Annotated in this window: 17 protein-coding genes; 16 read left to right on the top strand and 1 reads right to left on the bottom strand. The window is 61.0% G+C overall.

Features of this window, described 5'->3' with window-relative positions; all coding sequences use genetic code 11:
- Positions 1–71 precede the first annotated feature (71 nt).
- The 8 genes from dnaE (at position 72) to ispD (ending at position 11,595) form a co-directional block, all read left to right on the top strand.
- On the top strand, positions 72–3,593 hold the full coding sequence (dnaE, locus tag ACODSJ_RS12560) for a DNA polymerase III subunit alpha (protein ID WP_489102029.1): 3,522 nt from the start codon (positions 72–74) through the stop codon (positions 3,591–3,593).
- Positions 3,594–3,742: 149 nt separating this feature from the next.
- Entirely contained in the window at positions 3,743–4,690 is a 948-nt protein-coding gene (locus tag ACODSJ_RS12555) for an acetyl-CoA carboxylase carboxyltransferase subunit alpha (protein ID WP_489102028.1), read from the top strand.
- Between the two features lie 132 nt (positions 4,691–4,822).
- On the top strand, positions 4,823–6,148 hold the full coding sequence (tilS, locus tag ACODSJ_RS12550) for a tRNA lysidine(34) synthetase TilS (protein ID WP_489102027.1): 1,326 nt from the start codon (positions 4,823–4,825) through the stop codon (positions 6,146–6,148).
- A 274-nt stretch (positions 6,149–6,422) separates the two neighbouring features.
- On the top strand, positions 6,423–8,054 hold the full coding sequence (gene pyrG, locus ACODSJ_RS12545) for a CTP synthase (RefSeq protein WP_489102026.1): 1,632 nt from the start codon (positions 6,423–6,425) through the stop codon (positions 8,052–8,054).
- Between the two features lie 4 nt (positions 8,055–8,058).
- Positions 8,059–8,904 (top strand): 3-deoxy-8-phosphooctulonate synthase, encoded by an 846-nt coding sequence (gene kdsA, locus ACODSJ_RS12540; protein ID WP_489102025.1) that lies wholly within the window; start codon positions 8,059–8,061, stop codon positions 8,902–8,904.
- 247 nt (positions 8,905–9,151) lie between these two features.
- The gene (eno, locus tag ACODSJ_RS12535; RefSeq protein WP_489102024.1) at positions 9,152–10,441 is read left to right on the top strand and encodes a phosphopyruvate hydratase; all 1,290 of its coding nucleotides are present in this window, start codon (positions 9,152–9,154) and stop codon (positions 10,439–10,441) included.
- Positions 10,442–10,612: 171 nt separating this feature from the next.
- Entirely contained in the window at positions 10,613–10,891 is a 279-nt protein-coding gene (gene ftsB / locus ACODSJ_RS12530; protein WP_003184873.1) for a cell division protein FtsB, read from the top strand.
- The gene (gene ispD / locus ACODSJ_RS12525) at positions 10,888–11,595 is read left to right on the top strand and encodes a 2-C-methyl-D-erythritol 4-phosphate cytidylyltransferase (RefSeq protein ID WP_489102023.1); all 708 of its coding nucleotides are present in this window, start codon (positions 10,888–10,890) and stop codon (positions 11,593–11,595) included. Before ftsB ends, ispD begins: the two co-directional genes overlap by 4 nt.
- A gap of 82 nt (positions 11,596–11,677) precedes the next feature.
- Here the strand turns inward: ispD and ACODSJ_RS12520 are convergent, their stop codons facing one another.
- Entirely contained in the window at positions 11,678–12,574 is an 897-nt protein-coding gene (locus ACODSJ_RS12520) for a LysR substrate-binding domain-containing protein (RefSeq protein WP_489102022.1), read from the bottom strand.
- Between the two features lie 107 nt (positions 12,575–12,681).
- On the opposite strand from ACODSJ_RS12520, the gene ACODSJ_RS12515 reads away from it, so the two are divergent.
- From ACODSJ_RS12515 to rpoS, 8 genes are all read left to right on the top strand, one after another.
- Positions 12,682–13,794 (top strand): S-(hydroxymethyl)glutathione dehydrogenase/class III alcohol dehydrogenase, encoded by a 1,113-nt coding sequence (locus ACODSJ_RS12515; RefSeq protein WP_489102021.1) that lies wholly within the window; start codon positions 12,682–12,684, stop codon positions 13,792–13,794.
- 93 nt (positions 13,795–13,887) lie between these two features.
- On the top strand, positions 13,888–14,733 hold the full coding sequence (fghA, locus tag ACODSJ_RS12510; protein ID WP_489102020.1) for an S-formylglutathione hydrolase: 846 nt from the start codon (positions 13,888–13,890) through the stop codon (positions 14,731–14,733).
- Between the two features lie 43 nt (positions 14,734–14,776).
- Positions 14,777–15,250 (top strand): 2-C-methyl-D-erythritol 2,4-cyclodiphosphate synthase, encoded by a 474-nt coding sequence (gene ispF / locus ACODSJ_RS12505; RefSeq protein ID WP_003184863.1) that lies wholly within the window; start codon positions 14,777–14,779, stop codon positions 15,248–15,250.
- Positions 15,247–16,305: a tRNA pseudouridine(13) synthase TruD gene (truD, locus tag ACODSJ_RS12500; protein ID WP_489102019.1), complete on the top strand. Its 1,059-nt coding sequence runs from the start codon at positions 15,247–15,249 to the stop codon at positions 16,303–16,305. Before ispF ends, truD begins: the two co-directional genes overlap by 4 nt.
- Positions 16,293–17,042 (top strand): 5'/3'-nucleotidase SurE, encoded by a 750-nt coding sequence (gene surE, locus ACODSJ_RS12495; RefSeq protein ID WP_489102018.1) that lies wholly within the window; start codon positions 16,293–16,295, stop codon positions 17,040–17,042. The genes truD and surE overlap by 13 nt, the downstream gene beginning before the upstream one ends.
- Positions 17,043–17,083: 41 nt before the next feature.
- The gene (locus ACODSJ_RS12490) at positions 17,084–17,719 is read left to right on the top strand and encodes a protein-L-isoaspartate(D-aspartate) O-methyltransferase (protein WP_489102124.1); all 636 of its coding nucleotides are present in this window, start codon (positions 17,084–17,086) and stop codon (positions 17,717–17,719) included.
- Between the two features lie 211 nt (positions 17,720–17,930).
- Positions 17,931–18,776 carry a peptidoglycan DD-metalloendopeptidase family protein gene (locus tag ACODSJ_RS12485; RefSeq protein WP_489102017.1) on the top strand — a complete coding sequence of 282 codons (846 nt, stop codon included), beginning with the start codon at positions 17,931–17,933 and terminating at the stop codon, positions 18,774–18,776.
- A gap of 106 nt (positions 18,777–18,882) precedes the next feature.
- The gene (gene rpoS, locus ACODSJ_RS12480; protein WP_489102016.1) at positions 18,883–19,890 is read left to right on the top strand and encodes an RNA polymerase sigma factor RpoS; all 1,008 of its coding nucleotides are present in this window, start codon (positions 18,883–18,885) and stop codon (positions 19,888–19,890) included.
- The last annotated feature ends 185 nt before the right edge of the window (positions 19,891–20,075 follow it).

Genomic DNA, 20,075 nt, shown 5'->3' with positions numbered 1-20,075 from the left:
AGGCTGATGTTTTACCCAAGGCCCGGTACAATCCGGGCCTTGTTGTTTTCATGACCTAACGCAGGATCACTATGCCGGCTTCATTCGTTCATCTACGCCTGCACACTGAATATTCCCTGGTCGATGGCCTGGTGCGGATCAAGCCCCTGGTCAAGACCCTGGCGGGCATGAACATGCCTGCCGTGGCGGTCACTGACCAGAACAACATGTGTTCCCTGGTCAAGTTCTACAAAAACGCGATGGGGGCCGGGATCAAGCCGATCTGCGGCGCCGACCTGTGGCTGTCGAACAAGGATCCCGATGCCCCGCTGAGCCGTATCAGCCTGTTGGTGATGAATGCCCTGGGCTATCGCAACCTTACCGAGCTGATCTCCCGTGGCTTTATCGATGGCCAGCGCAACGGTTCGATCATCATCGAGCGTGAATGGGTGGCCGAGGCCAACGAAGGCCTGATCATGCTGTCGGCGGCCAAGGAAGGTGAAATCGGCCTGGCCCTGCTCAGCGGCAACCCTGATGAAGCCGAGACGCTGGCCCGTGAATGGATGGCGGTGTTCCCGGACCGCTTCTATGTCGAGGTGCAGCGCACCAACCGTCCCAATGACGAAGAACACCTGCACGCCGCCGTGGCCCTGGCCGACAAGATTGGCGCGCCGCTGGTGGCGACCAACGATGTGCGGTTCATCAAGCAGGAAGATTTCGAAGCCCACGAGACCCGCGTCTGCATCGGCGAAGGCCGGGCCCTCGACGATCCGCGTCGCTCGAAAAACTACAGCGACCAGCAATACCTCAAGAGCGCCGAGGAGATGGCCGAGCTGTTCAGCGACCTGCCAGAGGCGCTGGAAAACACCGTCGAGATCGCCAAGCGTTGCAACATCGAAGTGAAGCTGGGCAAGCACTTCCTGCCCAACTTCCCGATTCCCGATGGCATGACCATCGATGAGTATTTCCGCAAGGTGTCCTTCGACGGCCTCGAAGAGCGCCTCAGCGTCCTGCTGCCCAAGGACACCACCGAAGACTACGAAGCCAAGCGCCAGGTCTATGTCGATCGCTTGAATTTCGAGCTGGATATCATCATCCAGATGGGGTTCCCCGGTTACTTCCTGATCGTGATGGACTTTATCCAGTGGGCCAAGAACAACGGCGTGCCGGTGGGCCCGGGACGGGGGTCGGGTGCCGGCTCGCTGGTGGCCTATGTGCAGAAGATCACCGACCTCGACCCGCTGGAGTATGACCTGCTGTTCGAACGTTTCCTCAACCCGGAACGGGTTTCCATGCCCGACTTCGACGTCGACTTCTGCATGGACGGGCGTGACCGGGTGATCGACTACGTGGCCGAGAAGTACGGCCGCAACGCCGTGAGCCAGATCATCACCTTCGGTTCCATGGCCGCCAAGGCGGTGGTGCGCGACGTGGCGCGGGTGCAGGGCAAGTCCTATGGCCTGGCGGACCGTCTGTCGAAGATGATTCCGTTCGAAGTCGGCATGACCCTGGAGAAGGCCTTTGATCAGGAAGAGATCCTGCGGGACTTCATCAAGGTCGATGAGGAAGCGGCCGAAATCTGGGAGATGGCCCGCAAGCTCGAAGGCGTGGTGCGTAACGTCGGCAAGCATGCCGGTGGCGTGGTGATCGCGCCGACCAAGCTGACCGACTTCTCGCCGATCTACTGCGATGAAGAGGGCGATGGCCTGGTCACCCAGTTCGACAAGGATGACGTCGAGGCGGCGGGCCTGGTGAAGTTCGACTTCCTCGGCCTGCGGACCCTGACCATCATCGATTGGGCGCTGAAGACCATCAACCGTGACCGCGCCAAGGTCGGCGAAGAACCGCTGGACATCGCCTTCATCCCGCTGGACGACAAGCCGACCTACAGCCTGCTGCAAAAGGCCGAGACCACGGCGGTGTTCCAGCTTGAATCCCGGGGCATGAAGGAGCTGATCAAGAAGCTCAAGCCCGACTGCCTGGAAGACTTGATCGCACTGGTGGCTCTGTTCCGTCCGGGCCCGCTGCAATCGGGCATGGTGGATGACTTCATCAACCGTAAGCACGGCCGTGCCGAGCTGGCGTATCCGCACTCCGACTATCAATACGAAGGCTTGAAACCGGTGCTGGCACCGACCTATGGCATCATCCTGTATCAGGAACAGGTGATGCAGATTGCCCAGGTCATGGCCGGTTATACCCTCGGCGGCGCGGACATGCTGCGTCGGGCCATGGGTAAGAAAAAGCCCGAGGAAATGGCCAAGCAGCGCGGCGGTTTCATTGAGGGTTGCGCAACCAACGGCATCGATCCTGACCTGGCCGGTAACATTTTCGACCTGGTGGAAAAGTTCGCCGGCTACGGCTTCAACAAATCCCACTCCGCGGCCTACGGCCTGGTGTCGTACCAGACGGCCTGGCTGAAGGCGCATTACCCGGCGCCGTTCATGGCCGCCGTGCTCTCGGCGGATATGCACAACACCGACAAGGTCGTGACCTTGATCGAAGAAGTGCGGACCATGAAGCTGCGCCTCGACGCACCGGACGTGAACACTTCCGAGTTCAAGTTCACGGTGAACGACGAAGGCCGCATCATCTACGGGCTGGGCGCGATCAAGGGCGTCGGCGAAGGCCCGGTGGAAGCCATCACCGAGGCGCGCCTGGACGGACCGTTCAAGGACCTGTTCGATTTTTGCGCACGGGTGGATCTCAAGCGCATCAACAAGCGCACCCTCGACGGCTTGATCCGCAGCGGTGCGCTGGATCGGCTGGGCCCATATTTTCATGATGAGCCCAAGGCCTACCAGGCCAACATCGACCGCAACCGGGCGGTGTTGCTGGCGGCCATGGAAGAAGCGATCAAGGCGGCCGAGCAGACGGCGCGGACCCACGACAGCGGCCACGCCGACCTGTTTGGTGGTTTGTTCGTCGAGGAAGACGCCGATGTCTATGGCAACCATCGCAAGGCCAAGGAACTGACCCTCAAGGAACGCCTCAAGGGCGAGAAAGACACCCTGGGGCTCTACCTCACCGGTCACCCCATCGACGAGTACGAGGGCGAGATTCGCCGGTTCGCCCGCCAGCGGATCATCGACCTCAAGCCGGCTCGCGATACGCAGACGGTTGCCGGTATGATCATCGCCCTGCGGGTGATGAAGAACAAAAAGGGTGACAAGATGGGCTTTATCACCCTGGATGACCGCTCCGGACGGATCGAAGCGTCGTTGTTTGCCGATGCGTTCCATTCGGCGCAGTCACTGCTGCAGACCGACGCGATGGTGGTCGTGGAAGGCGAGGTCAGCAACGATGACTTCTCCGGTGGCCTGCGGCTGCGGGTCAAGCGGGTGATGAGCATGGAGGACGCCCGCACCAACCTGGCCGAGAGCCTGCGCCTGAAGTTGCAGACCCAGGACCTCAAGGGCGATCAGTTGCGTTGGCTGGGCGAATTGTTCCAGCGTCATCGAGGCGCTTGTCCGATCACCATGGAGTACGTGCGCCCCGATGCCAAGGCTGTGTTGCAGTTTGGCGAAGGCTGGCGGATCGACCCGGCGGATGCGTTGATTCAAGCGTTGCGTGACCAGTTTGGTAAAGACAACGTCTTCCTCCAATACCGTTGACGGCCAGGGGCCACTCTTGAAACCAGAGCGCCCCTGATCTCGACCCGAATTTTTAATCTCGACCTGAACGCGCCTCTCCCTTAAGGTAGGGCGCGAATAGACAACCGGCCGGCCCAAGCTCTCTTGGACGTGACCCTAGACGGACGCCTATGAACCCGAATTTTCTAGATTTCGAACAGCCGATCGCCGACCTGCAAGCCAAGATCGAAGAGTTGCGCTTGGTCGGTAATGACAATTCGCTGAATATCGGCGATGAAATCTCTCGTCTGCAGGATAAAAGCCGCACGCTGACCGAAGACATCTTCGGCAAGCTGACCAGCTGGCAGATCGCGCGCCTGGCGCGTCACCCGCGTCGTCCCTACACCCTGGACTACATCGACCACATCTTCACCGAGTTCGATGAGCTGCACGGTGACCGTCACTTCTCCGACGACGCCGCGATCGTCGGCGGCGTCGCCCGTTTGGACGATCAGCCGGTCATGGTCATCGGTCACCAGAAGGGCCGCGAAGTGCGCGAGAAAGTACGTCGCAACTTCGGCATGCCGCGTCCGGAAGGCTACCGCAAGGCCTGCCGCCTGATGGAAATGGCCGAACGCTTCAAGATGCCGATCCTGACCTTCATCGACACGCCGGGCGCCTACCCGGGCATCGACGCCGAAGAGCGCAACCAGAGCGAAGCGATTGCCTGGAACCTGCGCGTCATGGCTCGCCTGAAAACCCCGATCATCGCCACCGTGATCGGCGAAGGCGGTTCCGGCGGTGCATTGGCCATCGGTGTCTGCGACCAACTGAACATGCTGCAATATTCCACCTACGCGGTAATCTCGCCGGAAGGCTGTGCGTCGATCCTGTGGAAAACCGCCGAGAAGGCACCGGATGCGGCGGAAGCCATGGGCATCACCGCCGAGCGCCTGAAAGGCCTGGGCATCGTCGACAAAGTGATCAACGAGCCAGTGGGCGGCGCCCACCGTGACCCAGCGGCCGCGGCGGCGTTGATTCGTGCCGAGCTGAGTGCACAACTGGCGACCCTGAAAAAACTCGACAACGACACCTTGCTGGCCCGTCGCTACGAGCGGTTGATGAGCTACGGTCTCTAACCCGACTGCAATACCCCTGTGGGAGCGAGCCTGCTCGCGATAGCGGTTTAACATTCAACACATCAGTTGACTGAGACACCGTTATCGCGAGCAGGCTCGCTCCCACACTTGTTTGTGCGAAGGCTGAATCCTATGAACTCCAGCGCGGATCTGCCCACCCAGCTCCTCAAGCAACTGCTCCCCTGGCGCAATGCCGCCGCCTGGCGCATCGCCTTCTCCGGCGGCCTGGATTCCACTGTCCTGCTGCACCTGCTCGCGACCCTTTCGAAAAGCCATTCCCTGCCACCGCTCAGTGCGATTCATGTCCATCATGGGCTCCAGCCGGCGGCCGACGCCTGGCCGGACCATTGCCGTTCGATCTGTGCCAGCCTTGGGGTGCCGCTGCACGTGATCAATGTGCAAGTCCAGCCCGGCGCCAGCCTGGAGCGTGCCGCTCGGGATGCGCGGTATGGCGCCTTTGTTGCGGCGCTCCACCGCCATGAGGTGCTGCTTACCGCCCAACACCGTGACGATCAGGCCGAGACGCTGCTGTTTCGCTTGTTGCGCGGGGCAGGGGTGAGGGGCTTGGCGGCGATGCCGAGGCAACGTGCCTTGGGGGCGGGAGAGTTACTGCGGCCGCTGCTCGATGTCTCCCGTGAGGCGCTGGAGGCGTATGCGACGCAACAGGGCTTGAGCTGGATCGAGGATCCTTCCAACGACGATCACCGCCATGCGCGCAATTACCTGCGCCAACGGGTCTTCCCTGTCTTGACCGAGCGCTGGCTCCAGGCCTCGAGGGTGCTGGCCCGTAGCGCCGCACACATGAGTGAGGCCCAGGGCTTGCTCGATGACCTGGCCCGGATCGATCTGGCCAGCGCGGCGACCCCAGGTGCGTTCGACTGGCTCGGATTGCCGTCGTTGGCGCTGGAGCCCTTGCGCGTGTTGCCGCCAGCCCGTCAGCGCAATGCGCTGGGTTTCTGGCTGGCGCCGATGACGACGCTGCCCGACAGCGATCACTGGGTCGGCTGGGATTCGCTGCGCGATGCGCAGGAGGATGCCCGGCCGGTCTGGCGCCTGGCGGGCGGTGAATTGCATCGGGCAGGTGGGCGAGTCTGGTGGTTATCCGACCACTGGTTGCGACCAGTCGCGGGGCCCGTCGACTGGCCGCTGCCCGGGACACCATTGGCCTTGCCGGACAATGGCCGGGTCGCGCTCAGCGGCAAGATCCCCGCCGGTCCTCTTTGCGTGCGCTACCGTCAAGGCGGTGAAGTGATGCAATTGCCCGGGCGCGGTCACCGTGATCTCAAGCGTTTGCTCAACGAAAACGGCGTGCCCGCGTTCATACGCGGCCGATTGCCGCTGTTGTATCAAGGGGACCAGTTGCGGGCGATTGCCAACCTGCCGGGGCTGGACAGTGGGGCTGATGGCACTTGGCAATTGACCTGGACGCCAGGAAACCAAGATCGGGGTTTGAGCTGAAAGGGGCTTTCCGGTAGACTACGCTCCCTTCTTGATACAACTTCTGTGGATTCGCCTGAATTGCAGGAGTTGCCGATTACCAAGCAGTCTTTGCTGGGCGATTCCAAAAAATGTGTAGCGAGCAACGTACCGGTGATTTCACTTCCGGTCTGTCCCAACGCGGCGGTTTTTTTGAAAGGTGCACTGTGATTAATGCAGGTGATCGGGGCCTTCGGCCTTCCTTCGCTTTCCCCGGCGGCTCGGACCGCTTTAACGCAGACTTCTAGGGTTTTTCATGACGCGCTACATATTCGTCACGGGCGGTGTTGTTTCTTCATTGGGGAAAGGCATTGCCTCGGCTTCATTGGCGGCCATCCTGGAGGCGCGGGGACTTAAGGTCACCATGCTCAAGCTGGACCCGTACATCAACGTCGACCCGGGCACCATGAGCCCGTTCCAGCACGGTGAAGTGTTCGTCACCCACGACGGCGCCGAGACCGACCTGGACCTGGGCCACTACGAGCGGTTCATCCGCACGACTATGACCCAGAACAACAACTTCACCACCGGCCGTGTCTACGAGCACGTGCTGCGCAAAGAGCGCCGTGGTGATTACCTGGGCGCGACCATCCAGGTCATCCCGCACATCACCGACGAAATCAAGCGCCGCATCATCAAGGGCGCCGGCGATGCCGACGTCGCGATGGTCGAGATCGGCGGTACCGTGGGCGACATCGAGTCCCAGCCGTTCCTCGAAGCCATCCGCCAGTTGCGTTTCGAAGTCGGCGCCAAGCGCGCGATGCTGATGCACCTGACCCTGGTGCCGTACATCGCCACCGCCGGCGAAACCAAGACCAAGCCAACCCAGCATTCGGTCAAGGAACTGCGTTCCATCGGCCTGCAGCCTGACGTGCTGATCTGCCGCTCCGATCACCCGATCGACATCTCCTCGCGCCGCAAGATCGCCCAGTTCACCAACGTTGAAGAGCGTGCGGTGATCGGCCTGGAAGACGCCGACACCATCTACAAGATCCCGGGCATCCTGCATTCCCAGGGCCTGGACGATTTCGTCGTCGAGCGCTTTGGCCTGCAATGCGCCAGCGCCGACCTGTCCGAATGGGACGCCGTGGTCGACGCCAAGCTCAACCCTGAGCACGAAGTCACCATCGCCATGGTCGGCAAGTACATGGAGCTGCTGGACGCGTACAAGTCGCTGATCGAAGCGATGAGCCACGCCGGCATCAGCAACCGCACCAAGGTCAACCTGCGCTACATCGATTCCGAAGACATCGAGAACCAGGGTACCGGCCTGCTCGAAGGCGCCGATGCGATCCTCGTGCCGGGCGGCTTCGGCCTGCGGGGCGTGGAAGGCAAGATCACCGCGGTGCAATACGCCCGTGAGAACAAGGTGCCTTACCTGGGCATCTGCCTGGGCATGCAAGTGGCGGTCATCGAGTTCGCCCGCAACGTGCTGGGCTGGAAAGACGCCAACTCCACCGAGTTCGACCGCGCCAGCGGCCACCCGGTCGTCGGCCTGATCACCGAATGGGCGGATGCCACCGGCGCCGTCGAAACCCGTACCGAAGCGTCCGACCTGGGCGGCACCATGCGCCTCGGCGCACAGGAATGCCTGCTCGAAGCCGGTTCCAAGGTGCACGACTGCTATGGCAAGGACGTGATCGTCGAGCGTCACCGCCATCGTTATGAAGTGAACAACAACCTGCTGCCACAACTGATCGAAGCCGGCCTGAAAATTTCCGGTCGTTCCGGTGACGGTGCGCTGGTGGAAGTGGTCGAGTCCCCGGATCACCCATGGTTCGTCGCCTGCCAGTTCCACCCTGAGTTCACCTCCACGCCACGGGACGGCCACCCGCTGTTCAGCGGTTTCGTGAAGGCGGCTTTGGCCCAACACCAGAAAAAGGCATAAGACGATGACCCAGAAGATCATCCGCGTCGGCGACATCGAGATTGCCAACGACAAGCCCATGGTGCTGTTCGGTGGCATGAACGTGCTGGAAAGCCGTGACATGGCGATGCAGGTCTGTGAAGAGTACGTCAAGGTCACCCAGAAACTGGGCATCCCCTACGTCTTCAAGGCCAGCTTCGACAAGGCCAACCGTTCGTCGGTGACCTCTTACCGTGGCCCAGGCCTGGAAGAGGGCATGCGGATCTTCCAGGACATCAAGCAAGCCTTTGGCGTGCCGATCATCACCGACGTCCACGAGCCTGACCAGGCCGCGGTCGTCGCTGAAGTCTGCGACATCATCCAGTTGCCGGCCTTCCTCTCGCGCCAGACCGACCTGGTGGTCGCGATGGCCAAGACCGGCGCGGTGATCAACATCAAGAAAGCCCAGTTCCTCGCCCCCCAGGAAATGAAACACATCCTGAGCAAGTGCGAAGAGGCCGGGAACGACCAGTTGATCCTTTGCGAGCGTGGTTCGAGCTTCGGCTACAACAACCTCGTGGTGGACATGCTCGGCTTCGGCATCATGAAGCAGTTCCAATACCCGGTGTTCTTCGATGTGACCCATGCGTTGCAGATGCCTGGCGGTCGTTCCGATTCCGCCGGTGGTCGTCGCGCCCAGGTGACCGACCTGGCCAAGGCCGGCATGAGCCAGTCCCTGGCCGGCCTGTTCCTCGAAGCCCACCCGGACCCGGACAACGCCAAGTGCGATGGTCCTTGTGCCCTGCGTTTGAACAAGCTGGAACCTTTCCTGTCTCAGCTCAAGGCGTTGGACGAGCTGGTCAAGAGTTTTCCGACGATAGAAACCGCGTAACGCGGTTTTCTCCGGTAAAGTACCGCTCGATTATCGCTCTGGCCCGCTGGCCGTACCGTTCTTGAGGGGGCATGGCCTGCCTGCGATCAGCCCCTACGGAACTCGCTGGCGAGCCTTGCACCTTGTGGCGAGGGAGCTTGCTCCCGCTGGAGTGCGAGGCGCTCCCGTTGAGTCTTCAAGCCGTGTCGCAGCCGAGCGGGAGCAAGCTTCCTGCAGTGTTCTAGTCAACTTTGGAGTGTTTACAACAATGGCAAAAATCGTCGACATCAAAGGTCGTGAAGTTCTCGACTCCCGTGGCAACCCCACTGTTGAAGCGGACGTGCTTCTCGACAACGGCATCATCGGTAGCGCCTGCGCGCCGTCCGGTGCTTCCACTGGCTCGCGCGAAGCGCTGGAGCTGCGTGATGGCGACAAGAGCCGTTACCTGGGCAAGGGCGTGCTCAAAGCCGTCGCCAACATCAATGGCCCGATCCGTGACCTGCTGCTGGGCAAGGATCCTGCCGACCAGAAAGCCCTCGATCACGCGATGATCAAGCTCGACGGTACCGAGAACAAAGCCACCCTGGGCGCCAACGCGATCCTCGCCGTGTCTCTGGCCGCTGCCAAGGCTGCTGCCCAGGACCAGGACCTGCCGCTGTACGCACACATTGCCAACCTCAACGGTACGCCGGGTGTGTACTCGATGCCGGTGCCGATGATGAACATCATCAACGGTGGCGAGCATGCCGATAACAACGTCGACATCCAGGAATTCATGGTGCAGCCGGTTGGCGCCAAGTCCTTCTCTGAAGGCCTGCGCATGGGCACCGAGATTTTCCATCACCTCAAGGCCGTGCTGAAGGCCCGTGGCCTGAGCACCGCCGTTGGCGACGAAGGCGGTTTCGCACCGAACCTGGCGTCCAACGAAGATGCGCTGAAAGTGATCTCCGAAGCTGTGGCCAACGCTGGCTACAAGCTGGGCACCGACGTGACCCTGGCCCTGGACTGCGCCGCCAGTGAATTCTTCGAAGACGGCAAGTACAACCTGTCCGGCGAAGGCCAGGTGTTCACCGCCGAAGGTTTCGCCGACTACCTCAAGGGCCTGACCGAGCGTTACCCGATCATCTCCATCGAAGACGGCCTGGACGAGTCCGACTGGGCTGGCTGGAAAATCCTCACCGACAAGATCGGCGCGAAAACCCAGCTGGTGGGTGACGACCTGTTCGTGACCAACACCAAGATCCTGAAAGAAGGCATCGACAAGCAGATCGCCAACTCGATCCTGATCAAGTTCAACCAGATCGGCACCCTGACCGAAACCCTGGAAGCCATCCAGATGGCCAAGGCCGCTGGCTACACTGCCGTGATCTCCCACCGTTCCGGCGAAACCGAAGACTCGACCATCGCCGACCTGGCTGTAGGCACTGCCGCTGGCCAGATCAAGACCGGTTCGCTGTGCCGTTCCGACCGCGTTTCCAAGTACAACCAACTGCTGCGTATCGAAGAGCAGTTGAACGGCAAGGCCAAGTACAACGGTCGTAGCGAGTTTCGCGGCTAAGCGGTAGATGGTAAAAAGACAGCAGATTTCGTGGGAAAAATCGCCATGACGGCGGTTTTGCCACTAATCTGATGCCTTATCAAGCACAAGCCTGGTTATTCCAGGCTTCGTGCTATCAGATGCTTCAAAGTGTGGCATGGCGGTCTTTTTTCACTGGATACCTGATATTCGATGCGCAGTCCCAATTGGTTGTTTCTTGTCTTGCTCCTGTTGCTGGCCGGCCTGCAGTACCGCCTTTGGGTGGGTAATGGCAGCTTGGCGCAAGTGGCTGACCTGACTCAGCAGATAGCCGACCAGCACGCCGAAAACGAGGCACTGCTGGAGCGCAACCGAGTGATGGACGCCGAAGTGACAGAGCTGAAGAAAGGCATGGAGACCGTTGAAGAGCGGGCTCGCCATGAGTTGGGTATGGTCAAGGAGGGTGAAACCCTCTATCAGTTGGCCCAATGAGTATCCGTTTGCCGGCCTTCTGGGCCGTGATTCCTGCCGCGGGCGTTGGCGCCCGAATGGCCGCAGACCGTCCCAAGCAATACCTGCAACTGGGCGGACGCACAATTCTCGAACACAGCCTTGGCTGTTTCCTCGATCACCCCACCGTCAAGGGCGTGGTGGTCAGCGTTGCACACGATGATCCCTACTGGCCGACCCTGGCTTGCGCCAACGATGCTCGCATCCAGCGCGTGGACGGTGGCGCCCAGCGTTCGGACTCGGTGCTCAACGCCTTGCTGCACTTGCACAGCCAGGGCGCCGATGATCACGATTGGGTGTTGGTGCACGACGCCGCCCGGCCTAACCTGTCTCGCGATGACCTCGACACACTGCTCAGGGAGTTGGCGACCGACCCGGTCGGCGGCCTGCTGGCGGTCCCTGCGCGCGACACCCTCAAGCGCGTGGACAAACACGGTCGGGTGGTGGAAACCGTTGACCGCAGCGTGATCTGGCAAGCCTACACCCCCCAGATGTTCCGCCTCGGCGCCTTGCACCGAGCCCTGGCCGACAGCCTGGTGGCGGATGCCGTCATTACCGATGAAGCCTCGGCCATGGAATGGGCCGGGCAGGCGCCTCGGCTGATCGAAGGGCGGGCCGATAACATCAAGGTGACCCGGCCGGAAGATTTGGAGTGGTTGCGTCAGCGGTGGGTTAATCGGCATTAAGTGAGCAATAGAGGCGTCTTCTGAATCGCTATCGCGAGCCTGCTCGCGATAGCAATCGCTCAAGCAACATAAAAAACCACTGTCATCCCCGATACTCCGGCCGCCCAGCCAACCCTTCCTTCAAGTAATCCACCAACTTGCGCACCTTCGGCGACAAATGCCGCTGTTGCGGGTACAGCGCCCACACTGCCGTGTTCGGGGGCTGATGCGCCTCCAACAGTGAGATCAGCGCGCCGCTGTTCAGGTGTTCCAGCACGTAGTAATCCGGTAACTGACAGAGCCCCACGCCTTGCAGCGCGGCATCCAGCACCGCTTGCCCACTGTTGCAGCGCCAGTTTCCCTGCACACGCTGGGAAAATTCCCGCCCGTTCTGTTCCAGTTGCCACAGGTCGGAGCTGCCGACCAGGCAGTTGTGGCGGCTCAGCTCCGACAAACTGTGGGGACGGCCGTAGCGTTCCAGGTACGACGGTGAAGCGCACAGGTACATGCGTCGTGGCGCCAGGCGCGTGGCCACCAGGCGGGAATCCTGCAAGCGGCCCAGGCGGATGGCCAAGTCCAGGCCTTCGTGGACCAGGTCGAGAGGGTGGTTGCTCAGTTCGATATCCACGCGCAATTGCGGGTAGAGCCCCATGAACCGCGTCACCAGCGGCACGATGAAGCGTTCGCCATAGGCCACCGCGCAGGTCATGCGCAACATGCCCTTGGGTTCGCTGGTGAGGTCACCCACCGCCCGTAGTGCTTCCTCGCGCCCGTCCTGTAGACGTTGGCAATGTTGCAAAAAAGTCTGGCCGGCCTCGGTCAGGGTGACCCGGCGGGTACTGCGGTACAGCAGTCGTGTTTGCAAACGCTCTTCAAGCCGTACGATTTGTCGACTGATGTGAGAGGACGAAACTCCGAGACGTTCGGCTGCCGCCGTGAATTGGCTGCATTCCGCCACGGCGACGAACTCGTCGATCCCTTCCCAGCGGTTATCGGACATGGGCGATTATCCCTGTATGGCAATAATGTTTTGCTTTTGGTCGGATTATTCATCGTCCTGTGGAGGATTACACTCCCGGTCTTGTTTTTATTTGCTGGAGAGTCCGGATGATCAAGTCACGCGCGGCCGTTGCCTTCGAGGCCAAGAAACCCCTGGAAATCGTTGAAGTCGACGTCGCCATGCCCAAGGCGGGCGAAGTGCTGTTGCGCGTGGTGGCTTCCGGTGTCTGCCACACCGACGCCTACACCCTGTCGGGCGCTGACCCGGAAGGGATTTTCCCGTCGATCCTTGGCCATGAAGGCGGCGCGATTGTCGAGGCCATCGGCGAAGGCGTGACCTCGGTCGCGGTGGGTGACCACGTGATTCCGCTGTACACCCCGGAGTGCGGCCAGTGCAAGTTCTGTAAGTCGGGCAAGACCAACCTCTGCCAGGCGATTCGCGCCACCCAAGGCAAAGGCCTGATGCCGGATGGCACGTCGCGCTTTTCCTACAAGGGCGAGACGATTTTCCACTACATGGGTACCTCGACCTTCTCCGAGTACACCGTGTTGCCGGAAATCTCCGTCGCCAAGATCCCGAAAGCTGCCCCGCTGGAAAAAGTCTGCCTGCTGGGTTGTGGCGTCACCACCGGCATCGGCGCGGTCATCAACACCGCCAAGGTCAAGCCGGGTGACACCGTGGCGATCTTCGGCCTCGGCGGCATCGGCTTGTCGGCGGTGATCGGCGCGGTGAAGGCCAAGGCCTCGCGGATCATCGCCATCGACATCAACCCGGCCAAGTTCGAAATCGCCAAGCAACTGGGTGCTACCGATTGCGTCAACCCGAAAGACTTCGACCGTCCGATCCAGGAAGTCATCGTGGACATGACCGACGGCGGCGTGGACTTTTCCTTCGAGTGCATCGGCAATGTCCAGCTGATGCGTGCCGCACTGGAATGCTGCCACAAGGGTTGGGGCGAGTCGGTGATCATCGGCGTGGCCGGTGCTGGCCAGGAAATCGCCACCCGTCCGTTCCAACTGGTGACCGGTCGCGTCTGGCGCGGTTCGGCGTTTGGTGGCGTGCGCGGTCGCAGCGAGCTGCCAAGCTACGTGGACATGGCCGAGAAGGGCGAGATCCCGCTGGATACGTTCATCACCCATACCATGGGCCTGGAAGACATCAACAAGGCATTCGACCTGATGCATGAAGGCAAGAGCATCCGCACCGTCATTCACTTTTAAGGAACCGTGGCAAGCTTCAAGCGGCAAGCTGCAAGTGAAGGGTGTGCTTTTTCTTGCAGCTTGAAGCTTGCAGCTTGTAGCTGAGGTAAAGCTATGAACCTGGAAAACATTTCCTGCCAGAAAAGCTTCGGCGGCTGGCACAAGCGTTACCGGCACCGTTCCGAAGTGCTCGGCTGTGACATGGTGTTTGCCGTGTACCTGCCGCCGCAAGCCGAGCAGGGCGGCAAGCTGCCGGTGCTGTATTGGTTGTCCGGCCTGACCTGCACCGATGAAAACTTCATGCAGAAGGCCGGCGCCCAGCGCATGGCCGCCGAGTTGGGATTGATCATCGTCGCACCGGACACCAGCCCACGCGGCGCCGATGTACCGGGCGATCCGGACGGTGCCTGGGACTTTGGCCTGGGGGCGGGCTTTTACCTGAACGCCACGCAGGATCCGTGGGCCCGGCACTATCGGATGCACGACTATGTCGTGCAGGAATTGCCCGCGTTGGTCGAAGCGCATTTCCCCGCTTCCGATAAACGTGGCATCAGCGGTCACTCCATGGGCGGCCACGGTGCGCTGGTCTGCGCCTTGCGCAACCCTGGGCGTTACCGTTCGGTGTCGGCCTTTTCGCCGATCAACAACCCCATGGATTGCCCGTGGGGGCAGAAAGCGTTTTCCCGTTACCTGGGGGAAGATCGTTCGAAATGGCGCGAATGGGATGCCTGCGCGTTGATCGCCGAGGCGACCGAGAAGCTGCCGCTGCTGGTGGACCAGGGCGACCGCGATGATTTCCTGGCCAACCAGCTCAAGCCCGAAGCCCTGCAACAGGCCGCCAAGGCCGTCGACCATCCGTTGGTCCTGCGCCTGCAACCGGGTTATGACCACAGCTACTACTTCATTGCCAGCTTCATCGATGATCACTTGCAGCATCATGCACGCGCTCTGAACGCCTAATGCAGGTAGAATCACGCCCTGACAAAAATCGGGGCGTTTTTTTATGCGTATTGGCCACGGCTACGATGTTCACCGTTTCGCTGAAGGCGATTTCATTACTCTGGGCGGCGTGCGTATCGCACACGGCTTCGGGCTGTTGGCGCATTCCGACGGTGATGTCCTGCTCCACGCCTTGAGCGATGCCTTGCTCGGCGCGGCAGCCCTGGGTGACATCGGCAAGCACTTCCCCGACACCGACCCGCAGTTCAAGGGCGCCGACAGCCGCGTGCTGTTGCGCCACGTGGTTTCGCTGATTCACGCCAAGGGCTGGAAAGTCGGCAACGTCGATAACACCATCGTCGCCCAGGCGCCGAAAATGGCGCCGCACATCGAAGCGATGCGCCAGTTGATCGCCGAGGACCTTCAAGTTGAGCTCGACCAGGTGAACGTGAAGGCCACCACCACCGAGAAGCTGGGTTTTGTCGGTCGTGAAGAAGGCATTGCCGTCCATTCCGTTGCCTTGTTGCTGCGCCCATGACCGAACTGGAACTGTTGGGCCCGCGGGCCTATGGCGAGTCGCTGGGCCGCGCAGTGCTCAAGGCCACCGCCGAAGATTTCCAGGTCGACGAAGTGCTCGACATCCCCTTGAGCGGCGATGGCGAGCATCTGTGGATCTGGGTTGAAAAACGAGGCTTGAACACCGAAGAAGCCGCCCGGCGCATCGCCAAGGCTGCCGGCGTGCCGTTGCGCACCGTCAGCTATGCCGGCCTCAAGGATCGCCAGGCTCTGACTCGCCAGTGGTTCAGCGTCCAGTTGCCCGGCAAGGCCGACCCGGATCTGTCGACGGCAGAAAACGACACGCTGAAGATCCTCAAGACCGCACGCCACCGCCGCAAGCTGCAACGTGGCGCGCATTCGGCCAATGGCTTCACCTTGCGTCTGACTCAGTTCGAGGGCGACGCAGCGGCCATCGATGCGCGCCTGCAACAGATCAGCCGCCAGGGCATCCCCAACTACTTTGGCGCCCAGCGGTTTGGCCATGACGGCGGCAACGTCGTCGATGCCCGTGGCTGGGCGGCACGCAAGGCCTTGCCGGAACAGCGTAACGTGCGCTCGCGGCTGCTGTCGGCGGCACGCAGTTTTCTGTTCAACCAGGTGCTGGCCGCTCGTGTGGCCGACGGCACCTGGCAACAAGCGCAGGTCGGCGACTTGCTGGCTTTTACCGACAGCCGCAGTTTTTTCCCGGCCGGCGAAGCTGAATGCAGCGACCCGCGCCTGGCGATCCTCGACCTTCACCCGACCGGGCCGCAGTGGGGCGAGGGGCCTTCGCCCGCCGCCGGCGCGACCCATGACCTGGAGCAGGCCATCGCCGCGCGCGAAGCCGACCTGCGCGATTGGTTGATAAACGCAGGAATGAATCACGAACGTCGCATCCTGCGACTGCCCATTGGCGGGCTGTCGTGGCATTATCCCTCGCCTGACATTCTGCAATTGGAATTCGTCCTGCCGGCCGGATGTTTCGCCACTGTCTTGGTGCGCGAACTCGTCGATCTGGTGCCGGTAGGGCAGACGGACAGCCCATGCGTATTCTGATTTCTAACGACGACGGGGTGACAGCACCCGGTCTTGCCGCGCTTTATGCTGCGCTGGCCGATTATGCCGAGTGCGTAGTGATCGCCCCGGACCAGGACAAAAGCGGCGCCAGCAGCTCGTTGACGCTCGACCGTCCGTTGCACCCCAGCTATCTGGACAATGGCTTCATCAGCCTCAACGGGACGCCGACCGATTGCGTGCACCTGGGAATCAACGGGTTGCTGGAGCGCGCGCCGGACATGGTGGTGTCGGGCATCAACCTGGGCGCCAACCTGGGAGACGATGTGCTGTACTCCGGCACGGTCGCCGCGGCCCTGGAAGGTCGCTTCCTGGAAAAGCCGTCGTTTGCCTTTTCGTTCGTTTCGCGCCAGGTCGATAACCTGCCGACCGCGGCCTACTTCGTCCGTAAACTGGTCGAGGCCCACGGTGAGCTGAACCTGCCGCCCCGTACCGTGCTGAACGTGAACATCCCGAACCTGCCGCTCGATCACGTGCGCGGCATCCAGCTCACGCGCCTGGGCCACCGCGCCCGTGCCGCCAGCCCTATGCAAGTGGTCGATCCACGGGGCAAGGCCGGTTACTGGATTGCCGCCGCCGGCGATGCCGAGGACGGTGGGCCGGGCACCGATTTCCATGCGGTCATGCAAGGTTATGTCTCGATCACTCCGCTGCAGCTCGATCGCACCTTCAACGATGCCTTTCGGCCTCTCGATGGCTGGCTGGAGGGGCTGCGCTGATGGGGCGTGAACAAGACGATATGCTGCGCCGCGGGATCGGGATGACGTCCCAACGCACCCGTGAACGGTTGATCCAGCGGCTGTATGACGAAGGCCTGTCCAACGCCCAGGTGCTGGAAGTGATCCGCCGCACGCCGCGGCATTTGTTCGTCGATGAAGCCCTGGCTCATCGTGCCTATGAAGACACGGCGCTGCCGATCGGCCATAACCAGACCATTTCCCAGCCATACATGGTGGCTCGCATGAGCGAGTTGCTGCTGGAGGCGGGGCCGTTGGACAAGGTGCTGGAAATCGGTACCGGTTCGGGCTACCAGACGGCGGTGTTGTCGCAGCTGGTGGAGCGCGTGTTCTCCGTCGAGCGGATCAAGGTCCTGCAGGATCGCGCCAAGGAACGCCTGGTGGAGCTGAACCTGCGCAACGTGGTGTTTCGCTGGGGAGACGGTTGGGAAGGCTGGCCGGCACTGGCGCCGTACAACGGCATCATCGTGACTGCCGTAGCCACCGACGTGCCCCAGGCCTTGCTCGATCAGCTTGCCCCCGGCGGGCGGCTGGTGATTCCAGTGGGGGCCGGGGAGGTCCAGCAATTGATGCTGATCGTGCGCGAAGAACATGGGTTTTCGCGACACGTCCTGGGCGCGGTGCGTTTCGTGCCGCTGCTCAACGGACCGTTGGCCTGAGCATCTATAAACAGCCGCTGAATTCCTCGATGCTGGCCATGTCTTACGGCGGCATCGAATGAATGAACAGCGTTCAACGGCAGCCAGCAAACGTGTGCGAAAACGTTTGGCGCTTCATTAATAGAAGTGCATTGGCCGCCAGCTATATTGACATGACGTCTGCCTGAACAGGCAGTTTCCAATTTTCCAGCCACCACATAGGGAGCGGCGGGTGAGTCTCACAGTCATTGCGCAGCGTATGGGTATCACGAGCTTTCAGCGCCTGGTGACTGGCCTTGTCTTGAGTACCTTGCTGGTCGGTTGTTCCAGCACGTCGTCGAATAACGTCCGGGTCGTCGATCGCAACGAGGCGACACCCCAGCGTCCTACAGTAACGACGGGGCAGTATGTAGTCCGTCGCGGCGATACGCTGTTTTCCATCGCTTTTCGCTACGGCTGGGACTACAAAGCCCTCGCCGCGCGCAACAACATTCCTGCGCCTTATACGATTCATCCAGGTCAGACGATTCGCTTTGACGGCCGCAACGGTTCAACGCCTACGGCCGTCGTCACGCAGTCGGGTTCGACGCCTTCTTCGTCGAGTAAAACCACGGTCATCCGCCGGCCGGCGGGGGGAGAGACTGCTGCAGTACCGTCCGTCGCGGGCAAACCGGCACCGGCTCCGATGCCTCCCGCAGGCCCCGCCCCGACAGGCTGGGCATGGCCTTCTAATGGCATTCTGATTGGAAAATTCTCTTCAAACGGTAGTTTGAATAAAGGAATTGATATCGCCGGGGATTTGGGACAGCCTGTTTTAGCCGCGTCTGATGGCACGGTTGTGTACGCCGGGAGTGGTTTGAGGGGCTACGGCGAACTCGTGATCATCAAACACAGCGATACCTACGTCAGTGCCTACGGTCACAACCGCAGGCTGTTGGTTCGGGAGGGGCAGCAGGTCAAGGTCGGGCAGACAATTGCCGAAATGGGGTCAACGGGTACAGACCGGGTGAAACTGCATTTTGAGATTCGCCGACAAGGTAAACCTGTAGATCCGCTGCAATTCCTGCCACGTCGTTGAGTTGCTTGTCAGCCTGTTCCGTCACGTAGAGGGAACAGGCTCCAGCGTTGCCAAGGATAAAGGCGTCGCTTGAGCTTGAGGTCGAACTCACCAAAGGACTATAACAATGGCTCTCAGTAAAGAAGTGCCGGAGTTTGACATCGACGATGAGGTTCTCCTGATGGAGACCGGCATCGCTATGGATTCGATGTCGAATGATGAAGGGGCAACACCGCCTTCCGTTCGTGCCAAATCCAGACACTCCGCTTCACTTAAACAACATAAGTACATCGACTACACCCGGGCGCTCGACGCCACTCAGCTGTACCTCAACGAAATCGGTTTCTCGCCACTGCTCTCCCCCGAGGAAGAAGTTCATTTTGCGCGCCTGTCGCAAAGTGGCGATCCGGCCGGTCGAAAACGCATGATTGAAAGCAACTTGCGCCTGGTGGTGAAAATCGCCCGACGCTACGTCAATCGTGGGCTTTCGCTGCTGGACCTGATCGAGGAGGGCAACCTGGGCCTGATTCGCGCGGTCGAGAAATTCGACCCTGAGCGCGGCTTCCGCTTCTCGACCTACGCCACGTGGTGGATCCGCCAGACCATCGAGCGGGCGATCATGAATCAGACCCGGACCATCCGGTTGCCGATTCACGTGGTCAAGGAACTGAACGTCTACCTGCGGGCCGCTCGCGAGTTGACCCAGAAACTCGACCATGAACCTTCACCGGAAGAAATTGCCAACCTGCTGGAAAAGCCAGTGGGCGAGGTCAAGCGCATGCTTGGGCTCAACGAGCGGGTTTCCTCGGTGGACGTGTCACTGGGCCCGGACTCCGACAAGACCCTGCTGGACACCCTGACCGATGAGCGTCCCAGCGACCCATGCGAGTTGCTCCAGGATGACGATCTGTCCCAGAGCATCGACCAGTGGCTCTCCGAGCTGACGGACAAGCAACGGGAAGTGGTGATCCGCCGCTTCGGCTTGCGTGGTCATGAAAGCAGCACCCTGGAAGATGTAGGCCTGGAAATTGGCTTGACGCGAGAGCGGGTCAGGCAGATCCAGGTTGAAGGTCTCAAGCGTCTGCGAGAGATCCTGGAGAAGAATGGCCTGTCGAGCGAGTCGCTGTTTCAATAGGCGCGTGCGCGGGGCTAGAGGTAGGGCCTCGATAGGTTTTTAATGTTGTTTGCTTGAAAAAAGGCGCTTCTTTCAGAGATGGGAGGCGTCTTTTTTTTTGGATTGTGTGTATATCTGTTTCTTTGGTCATGGCGGCTTATGGTTCCGCCCTTACGGCGGCTCACTTTTTTTCAGACGCCAAAAAA

The organism is Pseudomonas sp. FG6, assembly GCF_057809015.1.
This window is presented reverse-complemented; position numbering and strand designations above follow the sequence as displayed.

Bases quoted from the DNA above. Each gene is read 5' to 3' on its own strand.
- dnaE (WP_489102029.1), top strand. From the start codon at position 72: ATGCCGGCTTCATTCGTTCATCTACGCCTGCACACTGAATATTCCCTG.
- ACODSJ_RS12520 (WP_489102022.1), bottom strand. From the start codon at position 12,574: ATGTCCGATAACCGCTGGGAAGGGATCGACGAGTTCGTCGCCGTGGCG.
- pyrG (WP_489102026.1), top strand. From the start codon at position 6,423: ATGACGCGCTACATATTCGTCACGGGCGGTGTTGTTTCTTCATTGGGG.
- kdsA (WP_489102025.1), top strand. From the start codon at position 8,059: ATGACCCAGAAGATCATCCGCGTCGGCGACATCGAGATTGCCAACGAC.
- surE (WP_489102018.1), top strand. From the start codon at position 16,293: ATGCGTATTCTGATTTCTAACGACGACGGGGTGACAGCACCCGGTCTT.
- rpoS (WP_489102016.1), top strand. From the start codon at position 18,883: ATGGCTCTCAGTAAAGAAGTGCCGGAGTTTGACATCGACGATGAGGTT.
- ACODSJ_RS12515 (WP_489102021.1), top strand. From the start codon at position 12,682: ATGATCAAGTCACGCGCGGCCGTTGCCTTCGAGGCCAAGAAACCCCTG.
- ftsB (WP_003184873.1), top strand. From the start codon at position 10,613: ATGCGCAGTCCCAATTGGTTGTTTCTTGTCTTGCTCCTGTTGCTGGCC.
- tilS (WP_489102027.1), top strand. From the start codon at position 4,823: ATGAACTCCAGCGCGGATCTGCCCACCCAGCTCCTCAAGCAACTGCTC.
- ACODSJ_RS12555 (WP_489102028.1), top strand. From the start codon at position 3,743: ATGAACCCGAATTTTCTAGATTTCGAACAGCCGATCGCCGACCTGCAA.
- ispF (WP_003184863.1), top strand. From the start codon at position 14,777: ATGCGTATTGGCCACGGCTACGATGTTCACCGTTTCGCTGAAGGCGAT.
- fghA (WP_489102020.1), top strand. From the start codon at position 13,888: ATGAACCTGGAAAACATTTCCTGCCAGAAAAGCTTCGGCGGCTGGCAC.
- ACODSJ_RS12490 (WP_489102124.1), top strand. From the start codon at position 17,084: ATGACGTCCCAACGCACCCGTGAACGGTTGATCCAGCGGCTGTATGAC.
- eno (WP_489102024.1), top strand. From the start codon at position 9,152: ATGGCAAAAATCGTCGACATCAAAGGTCGTGAAGTTCTCGACTCCCGT.
- truD (WP_489102019.1), top strand. From the start codon at position 15,247: ATGACCGAACTGGAACTGTTGGGCCCGCGGGCCTATGGCGAGTCGCTG.
- ispD (WP_489102023.1), top strand. From the start codon at position 10,888: ATGAGTATCCGTTTGCCGGCCTTCTGGGCCGTGATTCCTGCCGCGGGC.